At 70.6% G+C, this 22463-nt stretch carries 19 protein-coding genes and 1 riboswitch; of the genes, 12 read left to right on the top strand and 7 right to left on the bottom strand.

Features of this window, described 5'->3' with window-relative positions:
* Positions 1-55 precede the first annotated feature (55 nt).
* Together FB471_RS21345 and FB471_RS21350 are read right to left on the bottom strand one after the other, a co-directional pair.
* Positions 56-748: a DUF998 domain-containing protein gene (locus FB471_RS21345; RefSeq protein ID WP_170220884.1), complete on the bottom strand. Its 693-nt coding sequence runs from the start codon at positions 746-748 to the stop codon at positions 56-58.
* A 7-nt stretch (positions 749-755) separates the two neighbouring features.
* On the bottom strand, positions 756-1718 hold the full coding sequence (locus FB471_RS21350; RefSeq protein ID WP_246076513.1) for a MerR family transcriptional regulator: 963 nt from the start codon (positions 1716-1718) through the stop codon (positions 756-758).
* 63 nt (positions 1719-1781) lie between these two features.
* Here FB471_RS21350 and FB471_RS21355 point away from each other — a divergent pair, with 63 nt between their 5' ends.
* The 7 genes from FB471_RS21355 to FB471_RS21385 all read left to right on the top strand — a co-directional run bounded on the left by FB471_RS21355 (position 1782) and on the right by FB471_RS21385 (position 9004).
* On the top strand, positions 1782-2243 hold the full coding sequence (locus FB471_RS21355; protein WP_142000180.1) for a DUF3180 domain-containing protein: 462 nt from the start codon (positions 1782-1784) through the stop codon (positions 2241-2243).
* Between the two features lie 69 nt (positions 2244-2312).
* Positions 2313-4304 (top strand): DUF6779 domain-containing protein, encoded by a 1992-nt coding sequence (locus FB471_RS21360; protein ID WP_142000181.1) that lies wholly within the window; start codon positions 2313-2315, stop codon positions 4302-4304.
* Between the two features lie 286 nt (positions 4305-4590).
* Positions 4591-5724, top strand: a complete 1134-nt coding sequence (locus FB471_RS21365) for a PrsW family intramembrane metalloprotease (protein ID WP_142002257.1) — start codon at positions 4591-4593, stop codon at positions 5722-5724.
* A gap of 148 nt (positions 5725-5872) precedes the next feature.
* Positions 5873-6775: a Rossmann-like and DUF2520 domain-containing protein gene (locus tag FB471_RS21370; protein ID WP_142000182.1), complete on the top strand. Its 903-nt coding sequence runs from the start codon at positions 5873-5875 to the stop codon at positions 6773-6775.
* Positions 6772-7689 carry a pantoate--beta-alanine ligase gene (gene panC, locus FB471_RS21375; protein ID WP_142000183.1) on the top strand — a complete coding sequence of 306 codons (918 nt, stop codon included), beginning with the start codon at positions 6772-6774 and terminating at the stop codon, positions 7687-7689. The genes FB471_RS21370 and panC overlap by 4 nt, the downstream gene beginning before the upstream one ends.
* A gap of 10 nt (positions 7690-7699) precedes the next feature.
* The gene (gene panD, locus FB471_RS21380) at positions 7700-8203 is read left to right on the top strand and encodes an aspartate 1-decarboxylase (protein WP_142000184.1); all 504 of its coding nucleotides are present in this window, start codon (positions 7700-7702) and stop codon (positions 8201-8203) included.
* 12 nt (positions 8204-8215) lie between these two features.
* Positions 8216-9004, top strand: a complete 789-nt coding sequence (locus FB471_RS21385; protein ID WP_142000185.1) for a type III pantothenate kinase — start codon at positions 8216-8218, stop codon at positions 9002-9004.
* Positions 9005-9016: 12 nt separating this feature from the next.
* Here FB471_RS21385 and FB471_RS21390 read toward each other — a convergent pair whose 3' ends face one another.
* A complete protein-coding gene (locus FB471_RS21390) occupies positions 9017-9334 on the bottom strand; it encodes a DMT family transporter (RefSeq protein WP_142000186.1) in 318 nt (105 codons plus the stop codon).
* 43 nt (positions 9335-9377) lie between these two features.
* A riboswitch (guanidine-III (ykkC-III) riboswitch) is annotated at positions 9378-9441 on the bottom strand.
* Between the two features lie 162 nt (positions 9442-9603).
* Between FB471_RS21390 and lysS the strand changes: the two genes are divergently transcribed.
* Together lysS and FB471_RS21400 are read left to right on the top strand one after the other, a co-directional pair.
* The gene (gene lysS / locus FB471_RS21395) at positions 9604-11124 is read left to right on the top strand and encodes a lysine--tRNA ligase (protein ID WP_142000187.1); all 1521 of its coding nucleotides are present in this window, start codon (positions 9604-9606) and stop codon (positions 11122-11124) included.
* A 167-nt stretch (positions 11125-11291) separates the two neighbouring features.
* Positions 11292-11642, top strand: a complete 351-nt coding sequence (locus tag FB471_RS21400; RefSeq protein ID WP_142000188.1) for a histone-like nucleoid-structuring protein Lsr2 — start codon at positions 11292-11294, stop codon at positions 11640-11642.
* A gap of 94 nt (positions 11643-11736) precedes the next feature.
* Here the strand turns inward: FB471_RS21400 and FB471_RS21405 are convergent, their stop codons facing one another.
* Positions 11737-12537, bottom strand: a complete 801-nt coding sequence (locus FB471_RS21405; RefSeq protein WP_142000189.1) for a helix-turn-helix domain-containing protein — start codon at positions 12535-12537, stop codon at positions 11737-11739.
* Between the two features lie 83 nt (positions 12538-12620).
* Here FB471_RS21405 and FB471_RS21410 point away from each other — a divergent pair, with 83 nt between their 5' ends.
* Positions 12621-13241 (top strand): TIGR03086 family metal-binding protein, encoded by a 621-nt coding sequence (locus tag FB471_RS21410; protein WP_142000190.1) that lies wholly within the window; start codon positions 12621-12623, stop codon positions 13239-13241.
* A 125-nt stretch (positions 13242-13366) separates the two neighbouring features.
* On the opposite strand, the gene FB471_RS21415 is transcribed toward FB471_RS21410, so the two are convergent.
* Positions 13367-14257, bottom strand: coding sequence for a (2Fe-2S)-binding protein (locus FB471_RS21415; RefSeq protein ID WP_425457077.1), 891 nt, complete (start codon positions 14255-14257; stop codon positions 13367-13369).
* A 410-nt stretch (positions 14258-14667) separates the two neighbouring features.
* On the opposite strand from FB471_RS21415, the gene FB471_RS21420 reads away from it, so the two are divergent.
* Together FB471_RS21420 and FB471_RS21425 are read left to right on the top strand one after the other, a co-directional pair.
* Positions 14668-17226 (top strand): ATP-dependent Clp protease ATP-binding subunit, encoded by a 2559-nt coding sequence (locus FB471_RS21420; RefSeq protein ID WP_142000191.1) that lies wholly within the window; start codon positions 14668-14670, stop codon positions 17224-17226.
* Positions 17227-17391: 165 nt separating this feature from the next.
* Entirely contained in the window at positions 17392-20568 is a 3177-nt protein-coding gene (locus FB471_RS21425; RefSeq protein WP_142000192.1) for an ATP-binding protein, read from the top strand.
* Here the strand turns inward: FB471_RS21425 and FB471_RS21430 are convergent, their stop codons facing one another.
* On the bottom strand, positions 20569-21372 hold the full coding sequence (locus FB471_RS21430; RefSeq protein WP_142000193.1) for an ABC transporter permease: 804 nt from the start codon (positions 21370-21372) through the stop codon (positions 20569-20571).
* A complete protein-coding gene (locus FB471_RS21435; RefSeq protein ID WP_142000194.1) occupies positions 21369-22340 on the bottom strand; it encodes an ATP-binding cassette domain-containing protein in 972 nt (323 codons plus the stop codon). The genes FB471_RS21430 and FB471_RS21435 overlap by 4 nt, the downstream gene beginning before the upstream one ends.
* Positions 22341-22463: the final 123 nt, after the last annotated feature.

A 22463-nucleotide genomic window follows, 5' to 3' on the forward strand; every position in this document is an offset into this window, starting at 1 on the left:
TTTGCCGCCCACGCGCGTGAGTTGGCCGTCCACGTCACCGGGTTGGCCGTCCACGTCACCGGGTCGGCCGCATGCCGGGCCGTCGAGTGAGGTAGCTCACCCCGATCACGATCATCGCGATCAACATCGGGAAGATCGCCACCCGTTCCACCGCCCCGCCCCAGCCCTGCAGCCCGCCGAAAAGGCCGAGCTGCTGGGCCAGCGCGATCAGCACCCCGGCGAACCCGACGAGGGCGGCCCCGACCCCGACCGTGCCGACCGCTCGCCCGTTCCGGCGCAGTGCGAGCCCGAGCAGCAGCAGCCCCGCGTTCCCGCACAGGGTCGCGGCCGCGGCCCCCACCAGATGCGCGGTGAGCTCCAGGTTGCCGGGGTTGGCCCCGACCAGCACCGTGCCGACCCCGGCCAGCGCGAGTAGCGCCCCGGCCAGCCGGGGCAGCAGCCTGCCCGCGGTCCCACGGGACAGGGCGATGCCGAGCAGCACCCCACCGGCCGCCACGCAGGCACCCAGCACGACGAAGGAGGCGTTCATGGCGGAGTGCCACGGCGAGCAGACGTAGGTCCGGTACCCGGGCGCCTGCCCGCAGACCGTGGTGCCGAGGTCGCTGATGTCGTTACGTGCCCAGCTGTACGGCGTCCGCCAGGCCGCCTGCACCAGCAGGTGCAGCACGAAGAACTGGACGATCAGCACCCACGCCACGGCGCCGGCCACGGCGTCCCGCCTGGTTGCCGGCAGCTGCTCTCGGGTCACGCCTCCACTATGCAGCCGGCCCGGCCGAGGCGCGCAGCGCTTCCACGATCCAGGTGGCCGCCGCCACCCGGGAAGGGAACGGTTCCCAGCCGTTGATGATGCCCAGCAGCCGCCAGTAGTGCTCGGCCCGCGGATCGATACCCACCGCGATCTGCTCGGCGAGTTCGCGGCGGTAGGCGGGATCGGTGGACTCCCTGCCCGCCGGCGCCGAGGTGCTCGCGATCTCCGCGGCGAGTTCCCTCCCCCGCGCGGAGTCCGGGTCCACGCCCTCGTCCAGCGCGGCCTGGGCGGTGGAGTTCCAGGAGAACCAGCGCTCCTGCTGTGCCTGCGAAGCCGACATGTCCGCGCCCTCCGCGCGGGCGGTCGAATGCCGCTCGCTCATCCCGCGGATCAGCCGCCGGAAGTCCGCGTCCTTGACCAGCTCGGCCAGCTCGATCCAGGCCTCCAGCTGCTCGGGGGTCGGGTCCTCGGGCAACTCCGGCTTGGCCGAGCGCATCCACTCGTAGAAGTCCGGATCCACGTCGAGCCCGGCGGACACCTCCTCCCAGAACTCGTCGAGCAAACGCTTGCGCTCCCCGTCCGACATGCTCGCCAGCTTGTTCATCAGCTTCACTTCCTCTGGTTCGGATCCCCGTTTGGCGACCGCCCGCAGCACGGCGCGGCGCAGCGTCAGCGCGCGGATCTGCTCGTCGAGCGCATCGACGTGCCGGGTGGCCAGCTGCGCCACGGTGGCCTCGCTGACCAGCACCGCGGACACCTCGGCCAGTCCGATACCCAGCTCGCGCAGGGTGCGGACCAGCTCGAGGCGGGCCAACGCCGTGGTGTCGTACAGCCGGTAGCCCGCTGGTGTGCGGTCGGTCGGCGGGAGCAACCCCTCGTCGGAGTAGAACCGGATCGTCTTGACCGGTAGCCCCGTCCGTTTGGCCAGCTCACCGATGGTGAACATGGCCGTCGCGCCCGCTGCTGTCATGCTGCACCCTCCAGTCGGTGGAGAGTCCAGTATCCCGAATGCTTACGGCTACGCTCGGGTGTCATGCACTTCACGCGGCCACGCGAGTTGGCCATCGCCGGAGTGATCGGCCTCGGTGCCGCCTACCTGCTGTTCGAACTCGTCTACAGCACCCTGCCGCGGTTGCCGACGCTCGCCGGGACCACCCTGTTGATCCTGGCCGTGATCGAGCTCGTACTGGCGTTCTCGGTGCGCGGCCGGATCCGCGCCGGCCGCGTGCTCGGCGCGCTCATGATCGCCAGGGCGGTCGCGCTGGCGAAGGCGTCCTCCCTGCTCGGTTCGTTGATGGCAGGCGCATGGGTCGGGGTGCTCGGCTACCTGCTGCCACGGGCCGACCGGATCACCGCGGCGGAGAACGACCTGCCGGGCGCCGTCATCGGGGTCTGTTGTGCCGTGGCATTGACGGCCGCAGCGCTGTGGCTGGAACATTGCTGCCGCACGCCGGAGCCGCGTGACTCTGATCGCCCGCCGGGCGCGACCGGTTAACGCTCCGAAACCACCGCTCGAAGTACCGACCAGGTCTCGGTCGGGTAACTAGAAGGTACGGTGTTGGGCATGACGGGCGTGGGTGATGACTCGCCGACAAGCCACAGCCGCCGCCCTGGCCGGCCGTGGCTCGTCCTGGGCTTCACACTCGCCCTGGCGGCCACTGCCGCGCTGGTGCTCACCGAGGACCTTCGTTACCTGCGGCTCGGCATCATCGCCGCACTGTGGGCCGCACTGATCGGGGCGTTCATCGCCGCCAGGTACCGCAAGCAGGTATCCGCCACCGAGGACTCGGTGCGGCAGGCGCAGGAGGTCTACGAGCTCGAGCTGGAACGGGAGATCGCGGCCCGGCGCGAGTACGAGCTCGAACTCGAGGCCGAGGCGCGGGACCGGGCCGAGGCGGGCTCCCGGGACGAACTCGAGGCCCTCCGCACCGAGGTGACCGCCCTCCGGGAGAGCCTGCAGTCACTGTTCGGTGGCGAGGTGCTCTACGAGCGAGTGGCGCTGACCGCCCAGTCGACCCGGATGCGCTCGCTGAACGAGGAACCGCGGCTGGTCGCCGCGGCGGAAAGCAACGGGAGTAACGGGAGCAACGGGAAGCCACGAGTCCAGTTACCGGCAGGCGCGAAGAAGCAGGCGCCCGCGGAGGCCGCCGAGCAGCCGACCGAGCTGATGGGCCGGGTGCTGGAGCAGCCGGCCGATGCGCAGGCCGCGCCCCGCCGTAAGCCGCAGGCCCAGCAGGCTCCGGCCGCGAAGCAGGCACCGCCGAAGGCGCCCGAGCAGCCCCCGGCCGAGCAGCCCCCGCCAGCCCAGCGGCCGGCCCAGCAGCCGCAGACCGCGAAAACCCAGGAGGTCCGCAGGCCACAGCGCCCCGATGCGCAGGGCCCGCCGACTCGCCGGGTACCGCCACCGAACGAGCAGGTCGGTTCGGCGGCGGCCCGGGCGGCCAAGGCCGCGGGGGAGGCCCGTGCCGAGGCCGCGCGGATGCAGCAGCGCAGTGACCGGCCCGACCGACCCGACCGACCCGACCGGCCCGACCGACCTGACCGACCTGACCGACCCGACCGACCTGACCGACCCGACCGGCCGGATGGCAGCAACCACGCCGACCGCCATGGCGGGGGACCGGAGCAGCCGACCCGCGCCGACCTGCGGCCCGCGCGGGGTCAGCAACCACCGGCCCAGCAGCCCGCTCCGCCGCAGCAACCACCGAATCGCCCTCCGGCGCAGCCCGCCGCGCAGCAGGGGCCCCGGCAGGACCTGACGAAACCGGCCATGAACCGGGCCGCGCAGGGCAGGCCCGCGGCCAGCGTGCCGCCGCCCACCCGCAAACCGGAACCCCGGCAGCAGCCGCCCCAGCCGCCCCAGCAGCCCGCGCAACCACAGCAACCACAGCAGGCCGCCGAACCGCCGGCCGCGCGCAGCACCCCCGCCATGCCACCGGCCGGGCCGTCGCCTGCCGAGCCGGTTACCGAGGTGAAGGGTTCCCAGCCCGACTGGAACACCGCGTGGGAGCCGGCGCCCCCGGGCCGGCACGGTGGCAACGGCAGCGCCGTCGGCACGAACGGGGCCGCCACCGGTGCGTCGAACGGGCACGGCCCAGCCGCCGAGCAGCCCGCCCAGCGGGCCGGTCGCCGGCACCGGGTGGAGGAGGACGAACCGGGGCACGCCGCCGAGCAGCCCGCACACGGCAGGCACGGCGCGCCCGAGTCCGGTGGCGGCGGGCGCAGGCACCGCCCCGAGGGCGAGCCGCCGTCCTGGGAACGGCTCGGCACCGCCGACTCCGAGGCCGACAGCGGCTCGCGGCGCCGTTCCACCGGCAGCCACGCCAGGCCGGCTGCGGACGAGACCGGCCACGGCCGCCGCTCCGCCGAGCCGGCGGAACCCGAGTACGGGCGGCGCTCCGCCGAGCGGCAGGACGCCGGCCACGGGCGCCGCTCGGCCGAACAGGAGGAGCCGTCCGGCTCGCACGCCGAGGGCCGCTCGGTGAGCGACCTGCTCGCCGCACACGGGGCGGGTGGTTCCAGCACCCCGCGCAGGCGGCGTCGCGCCGAGGACTGACCGGGCATCCGGAACGTGTCGCGCGTTTCAGACAAGGAGGGTTATTCAGAACGACCCAGCGACCGCGGGCCGCCAGGCCCGTGCGGGCGGTCGTTGCAGGTCACAGCAGTGGTGACGCACGCTACGGACCTGAACAACCCGACATTTGTGAATATGACACAAGCACTGATCGGCCGGCTGTCACCGGGCCCGGATATCGTGCCGGAGCGTGAGGGGATCCACGGGCACCGCTTCGCGTACGGGGAATCGCGGCCGCACCCTGCCGCGGCGGCATACACCACGCCGGATCACGGTCCTGCTGCCGGTGCTCGGCCTGGTCGCGGTCGCGCTCTGCGCGTTGTTGCTGTTCGGCCTCGGCACGGCCAGGGTCGGGGTGCTCGCCGTGGTGATCGGCGTGGTCGCCGCGGTCGTTCCGGTGGCCGTGGTGGTCGCCACCTTCCTGTGGATCGACCGGTGGGAACCGGAGCCGGGCAGGCTGCTGCTGCTCTCGTTCTTCTGGGGCGCCTGCATCGCCACGCTGACCGCGCTGCTGATCAACGACACCGCGGCCACCGTGGGCGACATGCTGCTCGGCAGCGGCAACGGGCACAAGATCAGCGCCATCGTCTCCGCCCCTCTGGTCGAGGAGGCGGTGAAGGCCGTGCCGGTGCTCGCGGTGTTCCTGCTGCGGCCGAGGGAGTTCGACGGTGTGGTGGACGGCATTGTCTACGCGGGATTCAGCGCGGCCGGGTTCGCCTTCACCGAGAACATCTACTACTTCGGCCGCGCGTTCGCCGAGCACGGCCTCGGCGACGGAACCAGCGCCGGCGTGCTGGCCGCCTTCATCCTGCGCGGCGTGCTTTCCCCGTTCACCCACCCGCTGTTCACCGTGCTCACCGGCATCGGGATCGGGGTCGCGGCCCGCAGCACCAGCCGCAGGCCGCGGGTGCTGGCGCCGCTGGGTGGCTACCTGGCCGCGATCAGCCTGCACGCGCTGTGGAACGCGGCCGCGACGATCGGCGGCGCGACCACCTTCCTCAACGTGTACTTCCTGATCATGGTGCCGATGTTCATCGGTGTGCTACTGCTCGTGCTGTGGCAGCGGAGGCGCGAGCAGCGCATCATCGCCGCAGCCCTGCCCGCGATGGTGCGGGCCAGGTGGATCGCGCCATCGGAGGTCGAGCTGTTGGCGAGCCTTTCCGGGCGGCGGCAGTGGCGGCGGCAGGCCGCCAGGGAGTCGGGGCGGCGCGCGGCCGCCGCGGTGGCCGCCTATCAGGCGAGCGTGACGGAACTGGCCTTCCTGCGTCGCGACGTCGCCACGGGTACCGCGGACGGCGATCCCGACCACCGGCAGGAACGGCTGCTCGCGGCCCTGCGCGGGGCGCGAGCCGAGGCGGTGCGGCTGGCCGCGGGCCGACCGGAACCCGCTTCGAGTGGGTGACCCGCACCGGGTGAAGCTCATCACCTCCCGCGCGCGTACCGTCCGGCCGAGGGCTACTCTCGCGCCGTCGTCCGGTACCCGTGAGCGGATGCGGGACCGGAACGAGAATGGGAGCTTCGAAGGTGATGTGCAGCCGTAGGGGCATGCGATGACGCGCCCGGCCCGCCTCGCGGTGGGCGTGGTGTCGGCAGGCCGGGTGGGCAGTGTGCTCGGCGCCGCACTCGCCAGAGCGGGGCATACCGTTGTCGCGGCTTCCGGCATCTCCGACGCCTCGGTCCGCCGGGCGGAGCGGCTGCTGCCGGAGGTCCCGCTGTTGCCCGCCGACGAGGTCGTCCGCCGGGCCGACCTGGTGCTCCTCGCCCTTCCCGATGACGCGCTCGCCGATATGGTGCGCGGCCTGGTCACCACCGGCGCGCTGCGTGCGGGACAGATTGTGGCGCACACCTCCGGCGCGCACGGCGTGGGCATCCTCGAACCGGTCACCGAAATCGGCGCGCTTCCGCTGGCCCTGCACCCGGTGATGACCTTCACCGGCCGCGCGGAGGATCTGGAACGAATCACCGCCTGCTCGATCGGGGTGACCGCGAACACCGAGGACGAGGCCGCGTGGAACGTCGGCGAGGCGCTGGCGATGGAGATGGGCGCCGAACCGGTCCGGATCCCGGAGGCCGCCCGTGAGCTGTACCACGCGGCGCTCGCACACGGTGCGAACCATCTGATCACCCTGGTCGCGGACTGCGTGGAGCTGCTGCGCGAGGCGGGGATCCCCGGTGGGGAGAAGGTGCTCGGCCCGTTGCTGTCGGCGGCGCTGGACAATGTGCTGCGGCACGGCGATCGCGCGCTCACCGGCCCGGTCGCCAGGGGCGACACCGGCACCGTCCGTACCCACCTCGAGGTGCTGGCGCAGCGGGCACCCGAGGTCGTCGACTGCTACACCACACTCGCCAGGCGGACCGCGGCACGGGCGAGCGACTCCGGGTTGCTGGCCGGGCCGGCCGCGACCGAGGTCATCCGCCTGCTCGACGACCCCGATGGACGTGAGACACCGTGACCACCCCGAAGTTCACCCGCAACGAGCTGAACGTCTACTCCGCTCCCGCGGACATGCGTCGGGTCGCCGAGGCCCTGCGTGGGGTGGGGCGCCGGCTCGCGCTGGTGCCGACCATGGGCGCGCTGCACGAAGGGCACCGGGAGCTGCTGCGCAGGGCGAGGCGACTGCCGAACACCGTGGTTGCCGCCTCGATCTTCGTGAACCCGTTGCAGTTCGGCGCGGGGGAGGACTTCGATGCCTACCCCCGCCCGCTGGAGTCCGACCTCGAGGCGCTGGCCGAGGACGGGGTGGAGATCGCCTTCACCCCGGAGCAGGCGGACCTCTACCCGGCGGACTCGGCGGTGACCGTGCATCCCGGACCGCTCGGCGCGGTGCTGGAGGGTGCGTTCCGGCCGGGCCACTTCGCCGGCGTGCTGACCGTGGTGGCGAAGCTGTTCAACATCGTGCGCCCGCGGTACGCGTTCTTCGGCGAGAAGGACTACCAGCAGCTGGTGCTGATCCGCCGCATGGCGCGTGATCTGGATCTCGATGTCCGGGTGATCGGAGTACCGACCGTGCGCGAGCGCGACGGGCTTGCGCTGTCCTCGCGCAACGTCTACCTCAGCGAACCGGAGCGGCGGGAAGCCGTGGTCATTTCTGCCGCGTTGACCGCAGGCGCCCATAGCGGCAAGCTGGGAGGGGCGGCCGCGATCGCGGCGGCGAGGCAGGTTCTCGCCGCACGACCGGAAGTCGCCGTCGATTATCTGGAACTGCGGGGAACCGAACTGGGTGTCGCGCCCGTCGATGGTGAGGCGCGTCTGCTGATCGCCGCCCGGGTCGGGAACACCCGGCTGATCGACAATGTTCCGGTTGTGCTCGGCAGCGCGGCCGAGTATGGGGTGCAGGAGCCGTCCAAAGAGGACGCAGGGGTTTAGGAGAAGTCCGATGTACCGCACCATGCTGAAGTCGAAGATCCACAGAGCGACGGTGACTCAGGCAGACCTGCACTACGTGGGCTCGGTCACGGTCGACCAGACGCTGATGGAGGCCTCCGACCTGCTGCCCGGCGAGCTGGTCACCATCGTGGACATCACCAACGGCGCGCGGCTCGAGACCTACGTGATCACCGGTGAGCGGGACAGCGGTGTGCTGGGCATCAACGGTGCCGCCGCGCACCTCGTGCACCCCGGTGACCTGGTGATCCTGATCGCCTACGGCCAGATGGACTCCGCCGAGGCCGCCGCCTACCAGCCCCGGATCGTGTTCGTGGACGAGAGCAACCGGATCCTCGAGTCCGGCCACGACGCGGCGCACGCCCCGGAGGGATCCGGCCTGGTCAGCGGCGCACTGCCGATCGTCGAACCGCCGGACGGCGAGCCGTTGACCTTCCCGGTCGCCGAGACCTCGGACGCGGCACAGCTGGACGCCCTGTTGCACGCGGACGGCTAGCGGGCGACGCTCGTGCTGCTCGCCATCGACGTCGGGAACACCAATATCGTGTTCGGCCTTTACCGGGGCCGCGGGGACACCGCCGAGCTCATCCGGGACTGGCGGATGCGCACCGACGCCCGGATCACCTCCGACGAGCTCGCGCTGACCATGCGCGGTCTCCTCGGTGCGCATGCCGACGCGGTGACCGGGGTCAGTGCGCTGTCCACGGTGCCCGCCGTGCTCCGCGAGCTGCGGGTGATGCTCGACCAGTACTACCCGAGGGTGCCGAAGGTCGTCGTCGAGCCAGGGGTACGCACCGGCGTTCCCCTGCTGGTGGACAACCCCAAGGAGGTCGGCGGGGACCGGCTGGTGAACACGCTCGCCGCGCATCACCTGCACGACACCGCGTGCGTGGTGGTGGATTTCGGCACCTCGACGAACGTGGACGCGATCTCGGCGCGTGGCGAGTTCCTCGGCGGGGCCTTCGCCCCGGGGATCGAGATCTCGGTCGACGCGCTGGCCGCGCGGGCGGCGGCGTTGCGCAAGGTGGAGCTGGTCCCGCCCCGTTCGGTCATCGGCAAGAACACGGTGTCCTGCTTGCAGTCCGGGATCCTGTTCGGCTTCGCCGGCCAGGTGGACGGCCTGGTGCGGCGGATCGTGCGCGAACTGGCCCCCGGCGGGCGCGAGCCGGTGACGGTGATCGCCACTGGCGGGCTCGCGCCGCTGGTGCTCTCCGAGTCGGAGACCATCACCGAGCATGTGCCCGATCTCACCCTGCTCGGCCTGCGCCTCGCCTACGAGCGCAACACCCGCGACTGAGGTCCGCGAGCCTCAGGACGGCAACAGCTTCAGGCCGAGTACCCCGGCCACGATCAGCACCAGGCAGACGATCCGGCCCGTGGACGCCGGATCGCCCAGCGCGAGCATGCCCCAGACCGCGGTGCCGACGGCGCCGATGCCGACCCACACCGCGTACGCCGTGCCGACCGGGAGGTCCCGCATCGCGTAGGCGAGGCCGCCCATGCTCAGCGCGAGGGCGAGCAGAAACAACAGGCTGGGGCCGAGCTTGCTGAAGCCCTTCGACGCGCCGAGCGCGGCGGCCCACACGGTCTCCAACATCCCCGACACCACAAGCACGATCCACGACATGATTCCCGGCCTCCGCGATCACCAGAACGAACATTCATCCGATGCCGCGCCGTCTTGTCGATGCCGGGTACGACGCACTCGTCCGGGGCGGCCAACACCGCCACTTCCAAGCTAGCACCGTCGGGCCCGAAGGAACCGGCGCGCAAGGCCTTCAGCTCGCCGTCCCGGGTGGTGTCGCGCACGAGGACAGACCTGGCTCGCCGGTGCGCCAATGCGGTGAGGTAATCCGGTTCGCGTAGTGCTCAACCGGGTTCGTACGCTATGTGACCATGACCGACAACCCGGCTGCGCAACCACCGGAGCGCGCGAACAAGGACGATGACCTGCCCGAGCAGATGCGCGTGCGCCGGGAAAAGCGTGATCGGATCCTTGCCGAGGGGATCGACCCCTACCCGGTCGAGGTCGCGCGGACGCACACCCTGGCCGAGGTCCGGCAGACCCATCCCGATCTGCCCGCGGACACCGCCACCGGCACTCGAGTAGGCGTGACCGGCCGAGTGATGTTCCTGCGCAACACCGGGAAACTGTGCTTCGCGACCCTGCGTGAGGGCGACGGTACCGAGTTGCAGGCCATGCTCAGCCTGGCGCAGGTCGGCGGGGATGCCCTCACGGCGTGGAAGACCGATGTCGATCTCGGCGACCATGTGTTCGTGCGGGGCGAGGTGATCACCTCCAAGCGCGGCGAGCTCTCGGTGCTCGCCGACGGCTGGCGGCTGACCTCGAAGGCACTCCGCCCGCTCCCGGTGGCGCACAAGGACCTCGCCGAGGAGACCAGGATTCGCCAGCGCTACGTCGACCTGTTGCTGCGGCCCAAGGCGCGGGACGTGCTGCGCACCCGGTCCACCGTGCTGCGTGCGCTGCGGGACTCGTTCCAGCATCGGGGTTTCACCGAGGTGGAGACCCCGATGTTGCAGACGATGCCGGGTGGGGCGGCCGCCAGGCCGTTCGTCACCCATTCCAATGCCTTCGACCTCGATCTTTACCTGCGCATCGCTCCCGAGTTGTATCTCAAGCGTTGTGTGGTCGGCGGTATCGAGAAGGTGTTCGAGATCAACCGCAACTTCCGCAACGAGGGCAGCGACTCCTCACATTCGCCCGAGTTCGCCATGCTGGAGTACTACGAGGCGTACAGTTCCTACGACGGCATGGCGACATTGACCCGGGAGTTGGTACAGGAGGCGGCCGAAGCTGCGTTCGGTACGCAAGTGGTGACCCTTTCTGACGGGTCTTCCTACGACTTGTCCGGCGATTGGGCGAGCCTGACGATGTATGGTTCGCTATCCGATGCGCTCGGTACCGAGGTGACTCCGGACACCTCGGTGGCGGAGTTGCGTTCGTTCGCCGATGCGCATGGTCTCGAGACCGATCCGAAACTCGGCCATGGCAAGCTGGTCGAACAACTGTGGGAACACCTCGTCGGCGATCACTTGCACGCTCCCACATTCGTTCGTGATTTTCCGCTGGAGACTTCGCCACTGACCAGGCAGCACCGGAGCCAGCCGGGCATTGCCGAGAAGTGGGACCTCTACGTGCGCGGATTCGAGCTCGCCACCGGCTACTCGGAACTGGTGGATCCGGTCGTCGAGCGGCAACGGTTGACCGAGCAGGCCCGGCTGGGTGCGCAAGGCGATAGCGAGGCCATGCGGCTGGATGAGGATTTCCTGCGGGCGCTCGAGTACGGAATGCCCCCCAGCGGTGGTGTCGGAATGGGCATCGATCGGTTGCTGATGGCGCTCACCGGTCTCGGTATCCGTGAGACGATCCTGTTCCCGCTGGTCCGGCCGGAATAACCCGTAAGGCTGACAAGCCTCGGCGAGTCCGACACCTAATCCAAACGTGATTTGCGTTTAGTCGCTTCAACGGGTATTAATGTCGTAGTTGAAGGCTTCTGGCTGGGTCGCGTGGAGCGTGTGGGTACCTACTGCGATCAATCGCCAGCGCAAACAGGAGGAAACAGATGGCGCAGAAGGTGCTCGTCTCACTGGTGGACGATCTGGATGGTTCCGAGGCCGAGGAGACGGTTGAGTTCGGTCTGGATGGAGTGAGCTACCAGATCGATTTGTCCTCCGACAATGCCGAGGAACTGCGGGATGCGCTGGCGCAGTACGTAGAACACGCGCGGCGTGCCGGTGGCCGCAAGCGCACCGGCACCCGGGCGTCCGCGAAGGTGGCCGCTGCCCGGCCCGCGTCGGTCGATCGTGAGCAGAACCAGGCGATTCGGGCCTGGGCCCGCAAGAATGGTTTTCAGGTCTCGGACCGTGGTCGTATCCCGTCCGAGGTCGTGGAGGCCTACCACAAGAAGAACTGAGGCGACTCGAGTTCCGGGTCGCCGGGAATCCCCGCGGCCCGGAACATCGCCGGAACGTCGCAGTGGAACTCATCGAAAATCTTGATGGGGTCACTCACTCCCTGCCATAGGTGGCTGGTGGGCTGCCGACCGTGGCGGTGAAATCGCGGGTGAAGTGGGCTTGATCGCTGTAGCCCAGTTCGGCGGCCAATGCCGCGTAATCGATTGCCTCGGTAGCGCCGGCCCTGGCGACTCGCTGCGCCGCATCGTTCAGCCGGTAGACGCGAATAGCCCACTTCGGGCTCACGCCGACGTGGTTGTCGAAGGTCCGCTGGAGGGTGCGGACCGAGATCCCGGCCACCCCGCTCAGCCGGTCCACCCTGGTAATCGCCGGGTCCGCGGCGATCGTCTCCACCAGGCCGATCGCGCGCCGGGCCGTGGCGGTGAGCTCCGGCACCCTCGCCGAAAGCAGGGCGTCCGCGAGCCCGGCCATATCCGTGGTGTTATCGGCCGCCAGGATGGCCTCCTGGGTGCCGTCGGCGGCCGGGCCGAGTACCTCGGCGAGCCGGACCGAGGTGCCCGCGATCGTCGATACCGGCCTGCCGAGGAACGGTCGAAAGCAACCCGGCCGGAATCGCACGCCGAGAACCTGGTCCCTGCCGTGTAGCAGGTACTCGAAGTTCCCCTTTCCCGGCCCGAACACGCCCGATGCGTGCCGGCTGAACGCGGCATGCACCGAAAGATTCGGCAGCACCCGCTGCCGGTAGGGCGGCCGGCCGCGCAGGTCCCAGCGCACGATCCAGTAGTACTGCACGAACGGGTGCAGCGCCGTGCCGGGTTCGTGCCTGCTGAGCTCGAACGTCTCGCCGGCGCGCTGTTCCCGCAGTACTCCCCGCGGAACCCGATGACCTGCCACGGAGCACAGGCTAGACCGTGCCTGATCAGGCGCTGACGCCTTTTTTCAAGACCTCCGGTCGGCGCCTGTGGCGGGATAGGGCCATGTCTGAACTCGCATCCGCGATGAACGGTGCCGCCGGCGCCTTCCGTGCGGTGGTACGCGGAGTACCGACCGAACGGCTGGCCGCACCGACCCCCCGCGCACACTACGACCTGCGTGGACTGCTCAATCACCTGCTGTACTGGGCGCCCCGGCTGAGCGCGGCCGCGCGCCGGCTGCCCGCGCCGCCGCCGGACGGCGGGGAGGAGGCCGCGGACCTGGTGACCGGCGAATGGCGGGACCGGCTTGCCGGGGCGGCCGACAAGCTGGCCACGGCGCTCGGCAGCCCGCGGGCCTGGGAGGGTACGACGGAGATGAGTGCCGGAGGCGACGACGGCCGAGCATCGCGGGCCGGGGGAGCAAAGGCAGGAGGCACCCGGCTGCCCGCGTCGATGGTCGGTTCGATGGTGTTGTGCGAGCTGGTGGTGCACGGCTGGGACCTCGCGGTGGCGACCGGGCAGCCGTTCCGGTGCCCGCCGGAGGTCGCCGAGGCCGCGCTCGTGGCCGTGGGCGGGCTGGCCGAGCAGGGCAGAGCGTACGGGGTGTTCGGGGAACCGGTCGAGGTCGGCCCCGCCGCCTCCGCGCTGGAGCGCACGCTCGGTCTCACCGGGCGGCGCCCCTGACCGGTTGACCAGTGTTCAAGAAGGTGCGCCGGCCTTCGAGGTCCGGCACCGGATCCGGAAGTCCTGCACGGTGGCCGGCCCGGTCACCGTGCCGCGCATCCGGCGGGTGATCATCGAGCCCGAGCTCAGGGGAAGGCGAACCCGTCCAGGGGCGGTTTGCGCGCTCGGCACCGGCCGTCCCCGCGCACGCGAGGGCAACCCGCGCATTCGGCCCGCTCCGGCAGCAGGTAGGAGAAGCAGCAGCTCTCCCTGCTCCGGGTCCACTCCCGGTGCCCGTCCGTGGCCGCGACCGTGCACAGGGTGGACGCCGAGGTCAGCGGCGCGAACCGGGACTCGAGCACCAGCGCGGCATCGGCCACCCCGGAGCCCTCGTCGCCGCCGTCCAGCCCGGCCCACCACAGGCAGCTGTCCAGCGCGTCGGTCGCCGCCGCCCACAGCGCGCGCGGACCGAGCGGGCTGACCTCGCGGTAGGCCTGCACGAACCGGGCGGCATGCGCCGTGTAGCGCGCCCGCAGCACGGCGGCCAGCGCGCGGTCGTCGGCCACCACGGTCGCCTCCGGCAGCGCCGAGCCGGGGTCGGACGGCAGGCAGTAGAAGGACTCCCCGAGCACGGCGACGCCGTCCGGGTTCGGCCTGCCCTCGGCGGCGACCCGCAGGGTGAGCTCCTCCGGCCGGAGGGCGGGCACCCGCCGTTCGTGATGCAGGAGCAACGCGCCCACGTAGGCGGGAACCCGCAGGTACCAGGAGGCGACATAGCTGGCCGTGGTCCGCGCGGGTGCGACGCCGTGCCGCGCGGACAGCCAGGTCGCGAGGTCGGCGCGCCACCTGGTGAACAGGTACGGCGTTTCCAGCAGGTCGCAGCAGCGGCGCCAGCGCCCGTCCCCGGGCCGGCCGGTCCTGAGCTCGATCCTGGACTGCAGCTCGTCCACCCGGCGCAGGGAGTCGGCGAGGCCGCCGGCGCCGGGACACGCCTGCCCGGTGTGGCGAGCATCACGAACGACCTGCTGTACCCGCAAGCGGCACCCCCCTGCTCCATCCAGGTGATTAGGTCTGCCTTACCTTACATGGAGTCGGCGAATTCGCCAGCCGGGTACCCGATCGTGCGAACTCTGGGTCGATCGGTGTTCGCGGTCAGCGGACAGCCCCGCGCGCCGGAATCCCGTCCCGGCCCAGGTCGTTGTGCAAAGAGTCAACGGCCAGCGAAAAAGCACGAGACGGCGAGGCGGGCGGTGGTGCCGCCGCGGGGCAGCCCGGAGGGGATTCAGCCCCAGTGGTACTCCGACGTGTTCGCTTGGCTACTACAGTGGTCTTACGGTGCTGAACTCATCGTGGATGTCGGCCTCGACGGTCGGACATAGGCCGTAGGGTCGGACTTCGACGATCACGGTGAGATCGGGCCGCCGACGCAGCAGTCGAGGGAGTGGGAATGTTCGAGAGGTTCACCGACCGCGCGAGGCGGGTGGTTGTGCTGGCTCAGGAAGAGGCCAGGATGCTCAACCACAATTACATCGGCACCGAGCACATCCTGCTGGGTTTGATCCACGAGGGTGAGGGTGTCGCCGCGAAGGCGCTGGAGTCGCTGGGTATCGCCCTCGAGGGCGTGCGCCAGCAGGTCGAGGAAATCATTGGTCAGGGCCAGCAGGCGCCGAGCGGGCACATCCCGTTCACACCGCGCGCGAAGAAGGTGCTCGAGCTGTCCCTGCGGGAGGCACTGCAGCTCGGCCACAACTACATCGGCACCGAACACATCCTGCTCGGCCTCATCCGTGAGGGTGAGGGCGTGGCCGCGCAGGTGCTGGTCAAGCTGGGCGCGGACCTGAACCGGGTGCGCCAGCAGGTGCTGCAGCTGCTGTCCGGCTACCAGGGCAAGGAGCCGGCCGAGGCCGGCGGCGGCCGCGGCGAGGGCACCCCGTCCTCCTCGCTGGTGCTGGACCAGTTCGGCCGTAACCTCACCGCTTCCGCGCGGGAGGGCAAGCTCGACCCGGTCATCGGGCGCAACAAGGAGATCGAGCGGGTCATGCAGGTGCTGTCCCGCCGGACGAAGAACAACCCGGTCCTCATCGGCGAGCCCGGCGTCGGCAAGACCGCCGTGGTCGAGGGCCTGGCCCAGAACATCGTCAAGGGCGAGGTACCGGAGACGCTGAAGGACAAGCAGCTCTACACCCTCGACCTGGGCTCCCTGGTGGCGGGCTCGCGCTACCGCGGTGACTTCGAGGAGCGCCTGAAGAAGGTGCTCAAGGAGATCAAGACCCGCGGGGACATCATCCTGTTCATCGACGAGCTGCACACGCTGGTCGGTGCGGGTGCCGCCGAGGGTGCGATCGACGCGGCCTCGATCCTGAAGCCGATGCTGGCCAGGGGCGAGCTGCAGACGATCGGGGCGACCACGCTCGAGGAGTACCGCAAGTACATCGAGAAGGACGCCGCGCTGGAGCGCCGGTTCCAGCCGATCCAGGTCGGTGAGCCCTCGCTGGAGCACACCATCGAGATCCTCAAGGGCCTGCGGGACCGCTACGAGGCGCACCACCGGGTCTCCATCACCGACGGTGCCCTGGTCTCCGCCGCGACCCTGGCCGACCGGTACATCAACGACCGGTTCCTGCCGGACAAGGCGATCGACCTGATCGACGAGGCGGGCGCCAGGATGCGGATCCGCCGGATGACCGCCCCACCGGACCTGCGCGAGTTCGACGAGAAGATCGCCGACGTGCGCAGGGACAAGGAGTCCGCGATCGACGCGCAGGACTTCGAGCGGGCCGCCCGCCTGCGGGACGAGGAGAAGACCCTGCTCGGCCAGAAGTCCGAGCGGGAGAAGCAGTGGAAGGACGGCGACCTGGACGTGGTCGCCGAGGTCGACGACGAGCAGATCGCCGAGGTGCTGGCCAACTGGACCGGTATCCCGGTGTTCAAGCTGACCGAGGAGGAGACCACCCGTCTGCTCCGGATGGAGGATGAGCTGCACAAGCGGATCATCGGTCAGGACGATGCCGTCAAGTCGGTCTCCCAGGCCATCCGCCGCACCCGTGCCGGGTTGAAGGACCCGAAGCGGCCCTCGGGCTCGTTCATCTTCGCCGGCCCGTCCGGGGTGGGGAAGACGGAGCTGTCCAAGGCGCTGGCGAACTTCCTGTTCGGCGAGGACGACGCGCTCATCCAGATCGACATGGGCGAGTTCCACGACCGCTACACCGCCTCCCGGCTGTTCGGCGCGCCCCCGGGCTACGTCGGCTACGAGGAGGGCGGCCAGCTGACCGAGAAGGTGCGGCGCAAGCCGTTCTCGGTGGTGCTGTTCGACGAGATCGAGAAGGCCCACCAGGAGATCTACAACACGCTGTTGCAGGTCCTCGAGGACGGCAGGCTCACCGACGGGCAGGGCCGTACGGTCGACTTCAAGAACACGGTGCTGATCTTCACCTCCAACCTCGGGACGCAGGACATCTCCAAGTCCGTGAGCCTCGGCTTCTCTTCCGGTAGTGAGGGCGTCGCCCGCTACGAGAAGATGAAGCAGAAGGTCAACGAGGAGATGAAGAAGCACTTCCGGCCGGAGTTCCTGAACCGGATCGACGACATCATCGTCTTCCACCAGCTGACCGAGCAGCAGATCATCGACATGGTGGACCTGATGGTCACCAGGCTCGAGTCCCAGCTCAAGGCCAAGGACATGGTGCTGGAGCTGACCGACAGGGCCAAGAAGCTGCTGGCCCGCCGCGGGTTCGACCCGGTGCTGGGCGCCCGGCCGCTGCGCCGGACCATCCAGCGCGAGGTCGAGGACCAGCTGTCGGAGAAGATCCTGTTCGGCGAGGTCGAGCCGGGGCAGATCATCGTCTGCGACGTCGAGGGCTGGGACGGCGAGTCCACCAAGGACGACACCGCCTACTTCACCTTCCGCGGTGAGGCCAAGCCCACCCCGGTCCCGGACACCCCGCCGGTCGGTGTCGGCGCCGCCAGCGGCGAGGACAACACCGGCGGCGAGACCGAGCAGGAGTAACCAGGTAACCAAGCGCAAGGCGCCCACCGGTCCGCCGGTGGGCGCCTTGCGTATGCCCGAGGGGCCCTGAACGTGGCTTTCCGGACGTCAGACGTCTCAATCGTGCCGTTCGCGACATCTGACGTCTCGATCGGCACGTTCAGGGCTTTCTGGAATTGTGGTGGGGTGCGCGTAGCCATGCTCGGCCCGCTGCGGGTCCACACCGCCGATGGTGACCCGATCACCCTCGGCGGCGTCCGGCTGCGCCTGCTGCTCGCCCGGCTGGCGCTGGACGCACCCCGCCCGGTGCCCGCCACGGTGCTGGTGGCGGACCTGTGGGGGGTGGAATCGCCCGCCGACCCGGCCAACGCCTTGCAGTCCCTGGTGTCCCGGCTGCGCAAGGCACTGGCCGGGCAGGCCGAGCTGGACGCCGACGGTGGCGGCTACCTGCTCCGGATCGGGCGGGAGGACCTGGACACGCACCGGTTCGACACCCTGGCGGCGCGCGGGCGGCGGGCGTTGACGGCCGGTGACTACGCGCGGGCCGACCAGCTGCTCGGCGAGGCACTGGAGCTGTGGAGGGGGCCGCCGTTCGCGGATCTCGCCGACGCCGCGTTCGTCCAGGGACCCGCGGCCCGGCTGGCCGAGCTGCGGCTGAGCGCGCTGGAGGACCTGTTCGACGTTCGGCTGCGCCAGGGCAGGCAGGCCGAGGTTCTCGCCGACATCGGAGACGCGGTCACCGAGCATCCGCTACGGGAGCGCCTCGCCGCGCTGTACCTGCGGGCGCTGGCCCTTGCCGGCAAGCAGTCCGAGGCACTGGCCGCCTACGAGCGCATCCGTGCGGCGCTGGCGGAGGAGCTCGGCATCGACCCCTCGGCCGAGCTGGCCGAGACCCACCTCGCCGTGCTGCGAGGGGAACTCACCGCCCCGAGTCCACCCGCGCAGCCCGCCGCCGATCACCTGCCCGCGCGGCTGACCAGCTTCGTCGCGCGGGAGGAGGAGCTGTCGCAGGTCGCCGAGCGGTTGGCGAGTTCGCGCCTGCTGACCCTGATCGGCCCCGGCGGCTCCGGCAAGACCAGGCTCGCCACCGAGGTCGCCGCACGGCATCCGGCGTATCAGCACGGGCGGGTGTGGTTCGTCTCGCTGGCCGGGGTCCGGGACGGGAACGCGGTGCCGGGAGCCGTGCTCAGCGCGCTGGGCCAGGCCGAGACCCGGGCACTGGACACCACCTCCCTCGCCGCGCCGGACCAGGTGGCGCGCATCGCGGAGGCGCTCAGCCTCGGCCGGTCCCTGCTGGTGCTGGACAACTGCGAACACCTCATCGAGGCCGTCGCGCTGTTCACCCACGACCTGCTCGGCCGCTCGGACGGCGTGCGGATCCTGGCCACGAGCAGGGAACCACTGGCCATCACCGGGGAGACGCTGTACCCGGTGGGGCCACTGGAGGTGCCACCGGAACGCGCCGACCCGGCCGGTTACGGCGCGGTGCGGCTGTTCGTCGACCGGGCCCGCGCGGTACGGCCGGGGTTCGAGCTGTCCCAGGCCACCGAGGCGGTGGCGGAGATCTGCCGCCGCCTGGACGGCATGCCGCTGGCGCTGGAGCTGGCCGCCGCCCGGTTGCGGTCGATGACCGCGGCGCAGGTGGCCGGCCGCCTTGACGACCGGTTCCGGCTGCTCACCTCGGGCAGCAGGGCGGCGCTGCCGCGGCAACGCACCCTGCGCGCGGTGATCGAGTGGAGCTGGGACCTGATGGACGAGCGGGAGCGGTTACTGGGCGCGCGGCTGTCCCTGTTCTCCGGCGGCGCGAGCCTGTCCGCCGTGCAGGCCGTGTGCGCGGACGAGCGGCTCGCCGAGGAGGACGTGCTGTACGTGCTCGGTTCCCTGACCGAGAAGTCCATTGTGGAAACTTCCGGTTCGGAGGCCGGCGAGCCGCGGTACCGGATGTTGGAGACGCTGCGGGCCTACGGGGCCGAGCGGCTGGCCGAGGCAGGGGAGACCGGCACGATCGCCCGCCGGTTCGCCTGGCACTTCCTCGCCGTGGCCGAGGACGCGGACCCGAAGCTGCGGGACGCCCGGCAACTCGCGGCGATCGGCACGCTGCGCGCGGAGCACGACAATCTGCTCACCGCGTTGCGCTGGGCGGTGGACAACGAGGAGGGCGAGGTCGCGTACCGGCTGACCGCCGCGCTGGTCTGGCACTGGGTGATGCAGGGGTCCTACCGGCAACTCGGGACGTTCGGCGCGGAACTGGTGCGGCTGAGCGACCTGATCCCGGACCATGCCCGCGCCGCCTTCCGCGTGCTGCACCACCTTGCCGCCATCGCGCCGGGCTTCGACCGGGATACGGATCTGTCCCCCTTGCTGGCGGAATGTGAGCGCACCGGAGCTTTCGAACGTTACGCCTTCCTGGTCATCATGCTGCCCATGGCGGCCTTCGTCATCGGGGACGCCGAGGCGGCCGACCGCGAGCTGAACCGGGGCCTTTCCAGCGCGGACCCGTGGCAGGTCGCGGCCGCGCACTGGGCGCACGGCTTCCTGCTGGCCCATCGCGGGGACCAGGCCGGAGCCGAGCACGCCCAGCGAGCGGCGCTGGCCGGGTTCGAAGCGGTGGGGGACAAGGGCGGTGCGTCGATGACCCTGCACATGCTCGGCAGGGCACGATCCCTCGCCGGGGACCACACCAGCGCCATCGCGGCCTACCAGCGGGGCATCACCCTGGTCCGGGAGCTGTACGCCGAGGACGAGGCGTGGCAGTACACCATGCAGCTGGCGCTGGAGCGGATGCGTGCCGGTGATCTGGACGGCGCTTGGAAGGACATGCGGGAAGCCGAACGGGCCGCGCAGGCAGGCGACAACCAGCAACTGAACCTGATGCTGTTGCTGCACAAGCTCGAGCTGTCCGTGGACTCCGGCGACCTCGCGCAGGCCAGGATCCTGCTCGAACAACTGGCCCACAGCCTGGACGAGAGTTCCTTCGTCAAGGAGATCGGCCTGGAGTGGATGCGGCTGGCGGAGACACAGCTTGCGGTCGCCGAGCAGGACCAGGCGACCGCGCGCGCGAGGCTGACCGACCTGTTCGCCTCCGCACTGGGCAGGGGGGATCTGCCGAGCGTCGCCAACGGGACCGAGATGCTGGCCTGCGTGTGTGCCCTTGAGGGCGACGCCGAGCGAGCCGCCACCATGCTCGGCGTCAGCGCGGCCGTGCGTGGGGTCTTCGACCGGGGCAACCCGCGGCTGCGGCGGCTGGGTGCGGAGCTGGCGGCCGCACTCGGCGAGGCGGCCTACACCGAGGCATATGATCGTGGCGCCCGCCTGTCCACGGCGGACGCCACGACCCTGCTCAGCGAGGAGTTCGGTTTGTGATCAGGTGACTCGCCTGCGGTAGGCCCACATCGCCAGCGGGAAGAACACCGCCACGATTCCGGCCATCCAGGCCAGCATGCCGAGCATCGGTCCGGCGACTGCTCCGCCGTCCAGCAGGCCGCGCATGGTGTCGGCGGCCAGGCTGACCGGGCTCACCTCGGCCCAGGCCTGCAACCAGCCCGGCATGGTCTCCGGCATGACGAACACGTTGCTGCCGAAGGTGATCGGCATCACCAGCGCGACCATCACGCCCTGCACCGCCCCGGTCTGCTTGACCAGCATGCCGACGAAAACGGCGATCCAGCAGAAGCACAGTCCGAACAGGATGATCAGCGCCGCGGCCAGCACGGTGGAGACCGGATCGGTGTGGATCCGGAAGCCGAGAACCGCCGCGAACCCGAGCAGCACCGCGATGCCGACCAGGTACCGCAACACATCGGAGAGCACCGCGCCGACCAGCGGGGCGGACCGGGCGATCGGCATGCTGCGGAAGCGGTCGAACACCCCCTTGTTCACGTCGGTGTTCAGGGACACCCCAGCGGAAAGGCTGGCGAACAGGGCGTTCTGCACCATCAGCCCCGGCACCAGGAACTGCATGTAGGAGTCCGTGCTGCCGGAGATCGCGCCGCCGAACAGGTACACGAACATCACCAGGAACAGGATCGGCTGGAGGGTGACGTCGATCAGCTGCTCCGGGTTCTTCCTGATCTTGATCGCGCCCCGCCATGCCAGCGAGATCCCGTGCCGCAGTGCCCTTGCCGGGCCGATGTACGCCGGCGGCGCGCCCGCTGCCATCGTGCTCATGCCATGCTCCCTTCCAGGTCGGCCCGCGCGGACTCGGCCCGGGAACCGGTCAGGGCGAGGAACACCTCGTCCAGGCTGGGCAGCCGCAGCGCCAGCTCGTCCGCGGTGATACCCACCTCGTCCAGCCGTCGCACCAGCGCGGCCAGCAGAGCCGGGTTGTCCACCGGCGCGGTGAGCAGCCCGGCGTCGGCGTCCCTGGCCGGCCGCGCCCCGGTCAGCTCGGTGACGATGCGCTCCACCGCCTCCAGGTCGCCGCGCACGGACGGCCGTACCTGCATGGTCTGCCCGCCGACCCGGCGCTTGAGCTCGTCCGGCCTGCCATCGGCGACCACCCGGCCGTGGTCGAACACGGTGATCCGATCGGCGAGCTGGTCGGCCTCCTCCAGGTACTGCGTGGTCAGCAGCACCGTGACCCCGTCCTCGACCAGCCGGCGGACCACCTCCCACACCTCGTTGCGGGCATGCGGGTCCAGCCCGGTCGTCGGTTCGTCCAGGCAGAGCACCCGTGGCCTGCCGACCAGGCTCGCCGCGAGGTCGATCCGGCGCCGCATGCCGCCGGAGTAGGTACGGACCGGGCGGGAACCCGCGTCGGTCAGCTCGAATCGCTCCAGCAACTCGGCGGCGCGGGTCCGCGCCGCCGCCCTGGAGAAGTCCAACAGCCTGGCCAGCAGCCGCAGGTTCTCCGCGCCGGTGAGGTCCTCGTCGACCGAGGCGTACTGCCCGGTTAGTCCGATCAGCCCGCGGACGCTGACCGGATCGCGCTGCACGTCGTAGCCGCCGACCGTGGCCCGGCCGGCGTCCGGTTTCAGCAAGGTGGCCAGAATCCGGACCGCGGTGGTCTTTCCCGCGCCGTTCGGCCCGAGCACACCGACCACCTTGCCGGTCGGCACCTCGAGATCCACCCCGGCCAGCGCGGTGGTCTCCCCGAACCTCTTCACCAGGCCCTCGGCCTGGATCGCGTTCGTCATGGGTCCTCCCTCCTGTCTGCCCCAAGCTTGCGCCCACTCGCTGGCAGCCACCGCACAGCGCGCTGGCATGTCGCTGGTGGCGGGGGTTCCGGCAGACTGGCGGCGTGCTCGATTCGGCGCGGA

The organism is Amycolatopsis cihanbeyliensis (assembly GCF_006715045.1).
In the GTDB taxonomy this organism is placed as follows: Bacteria; Actinomycetota; Actinomycetes; order Mycobacteriales; family Pseudonocardiaceae; genus Amycolatopsis; species Amycolatopsis cihanbeyliensis.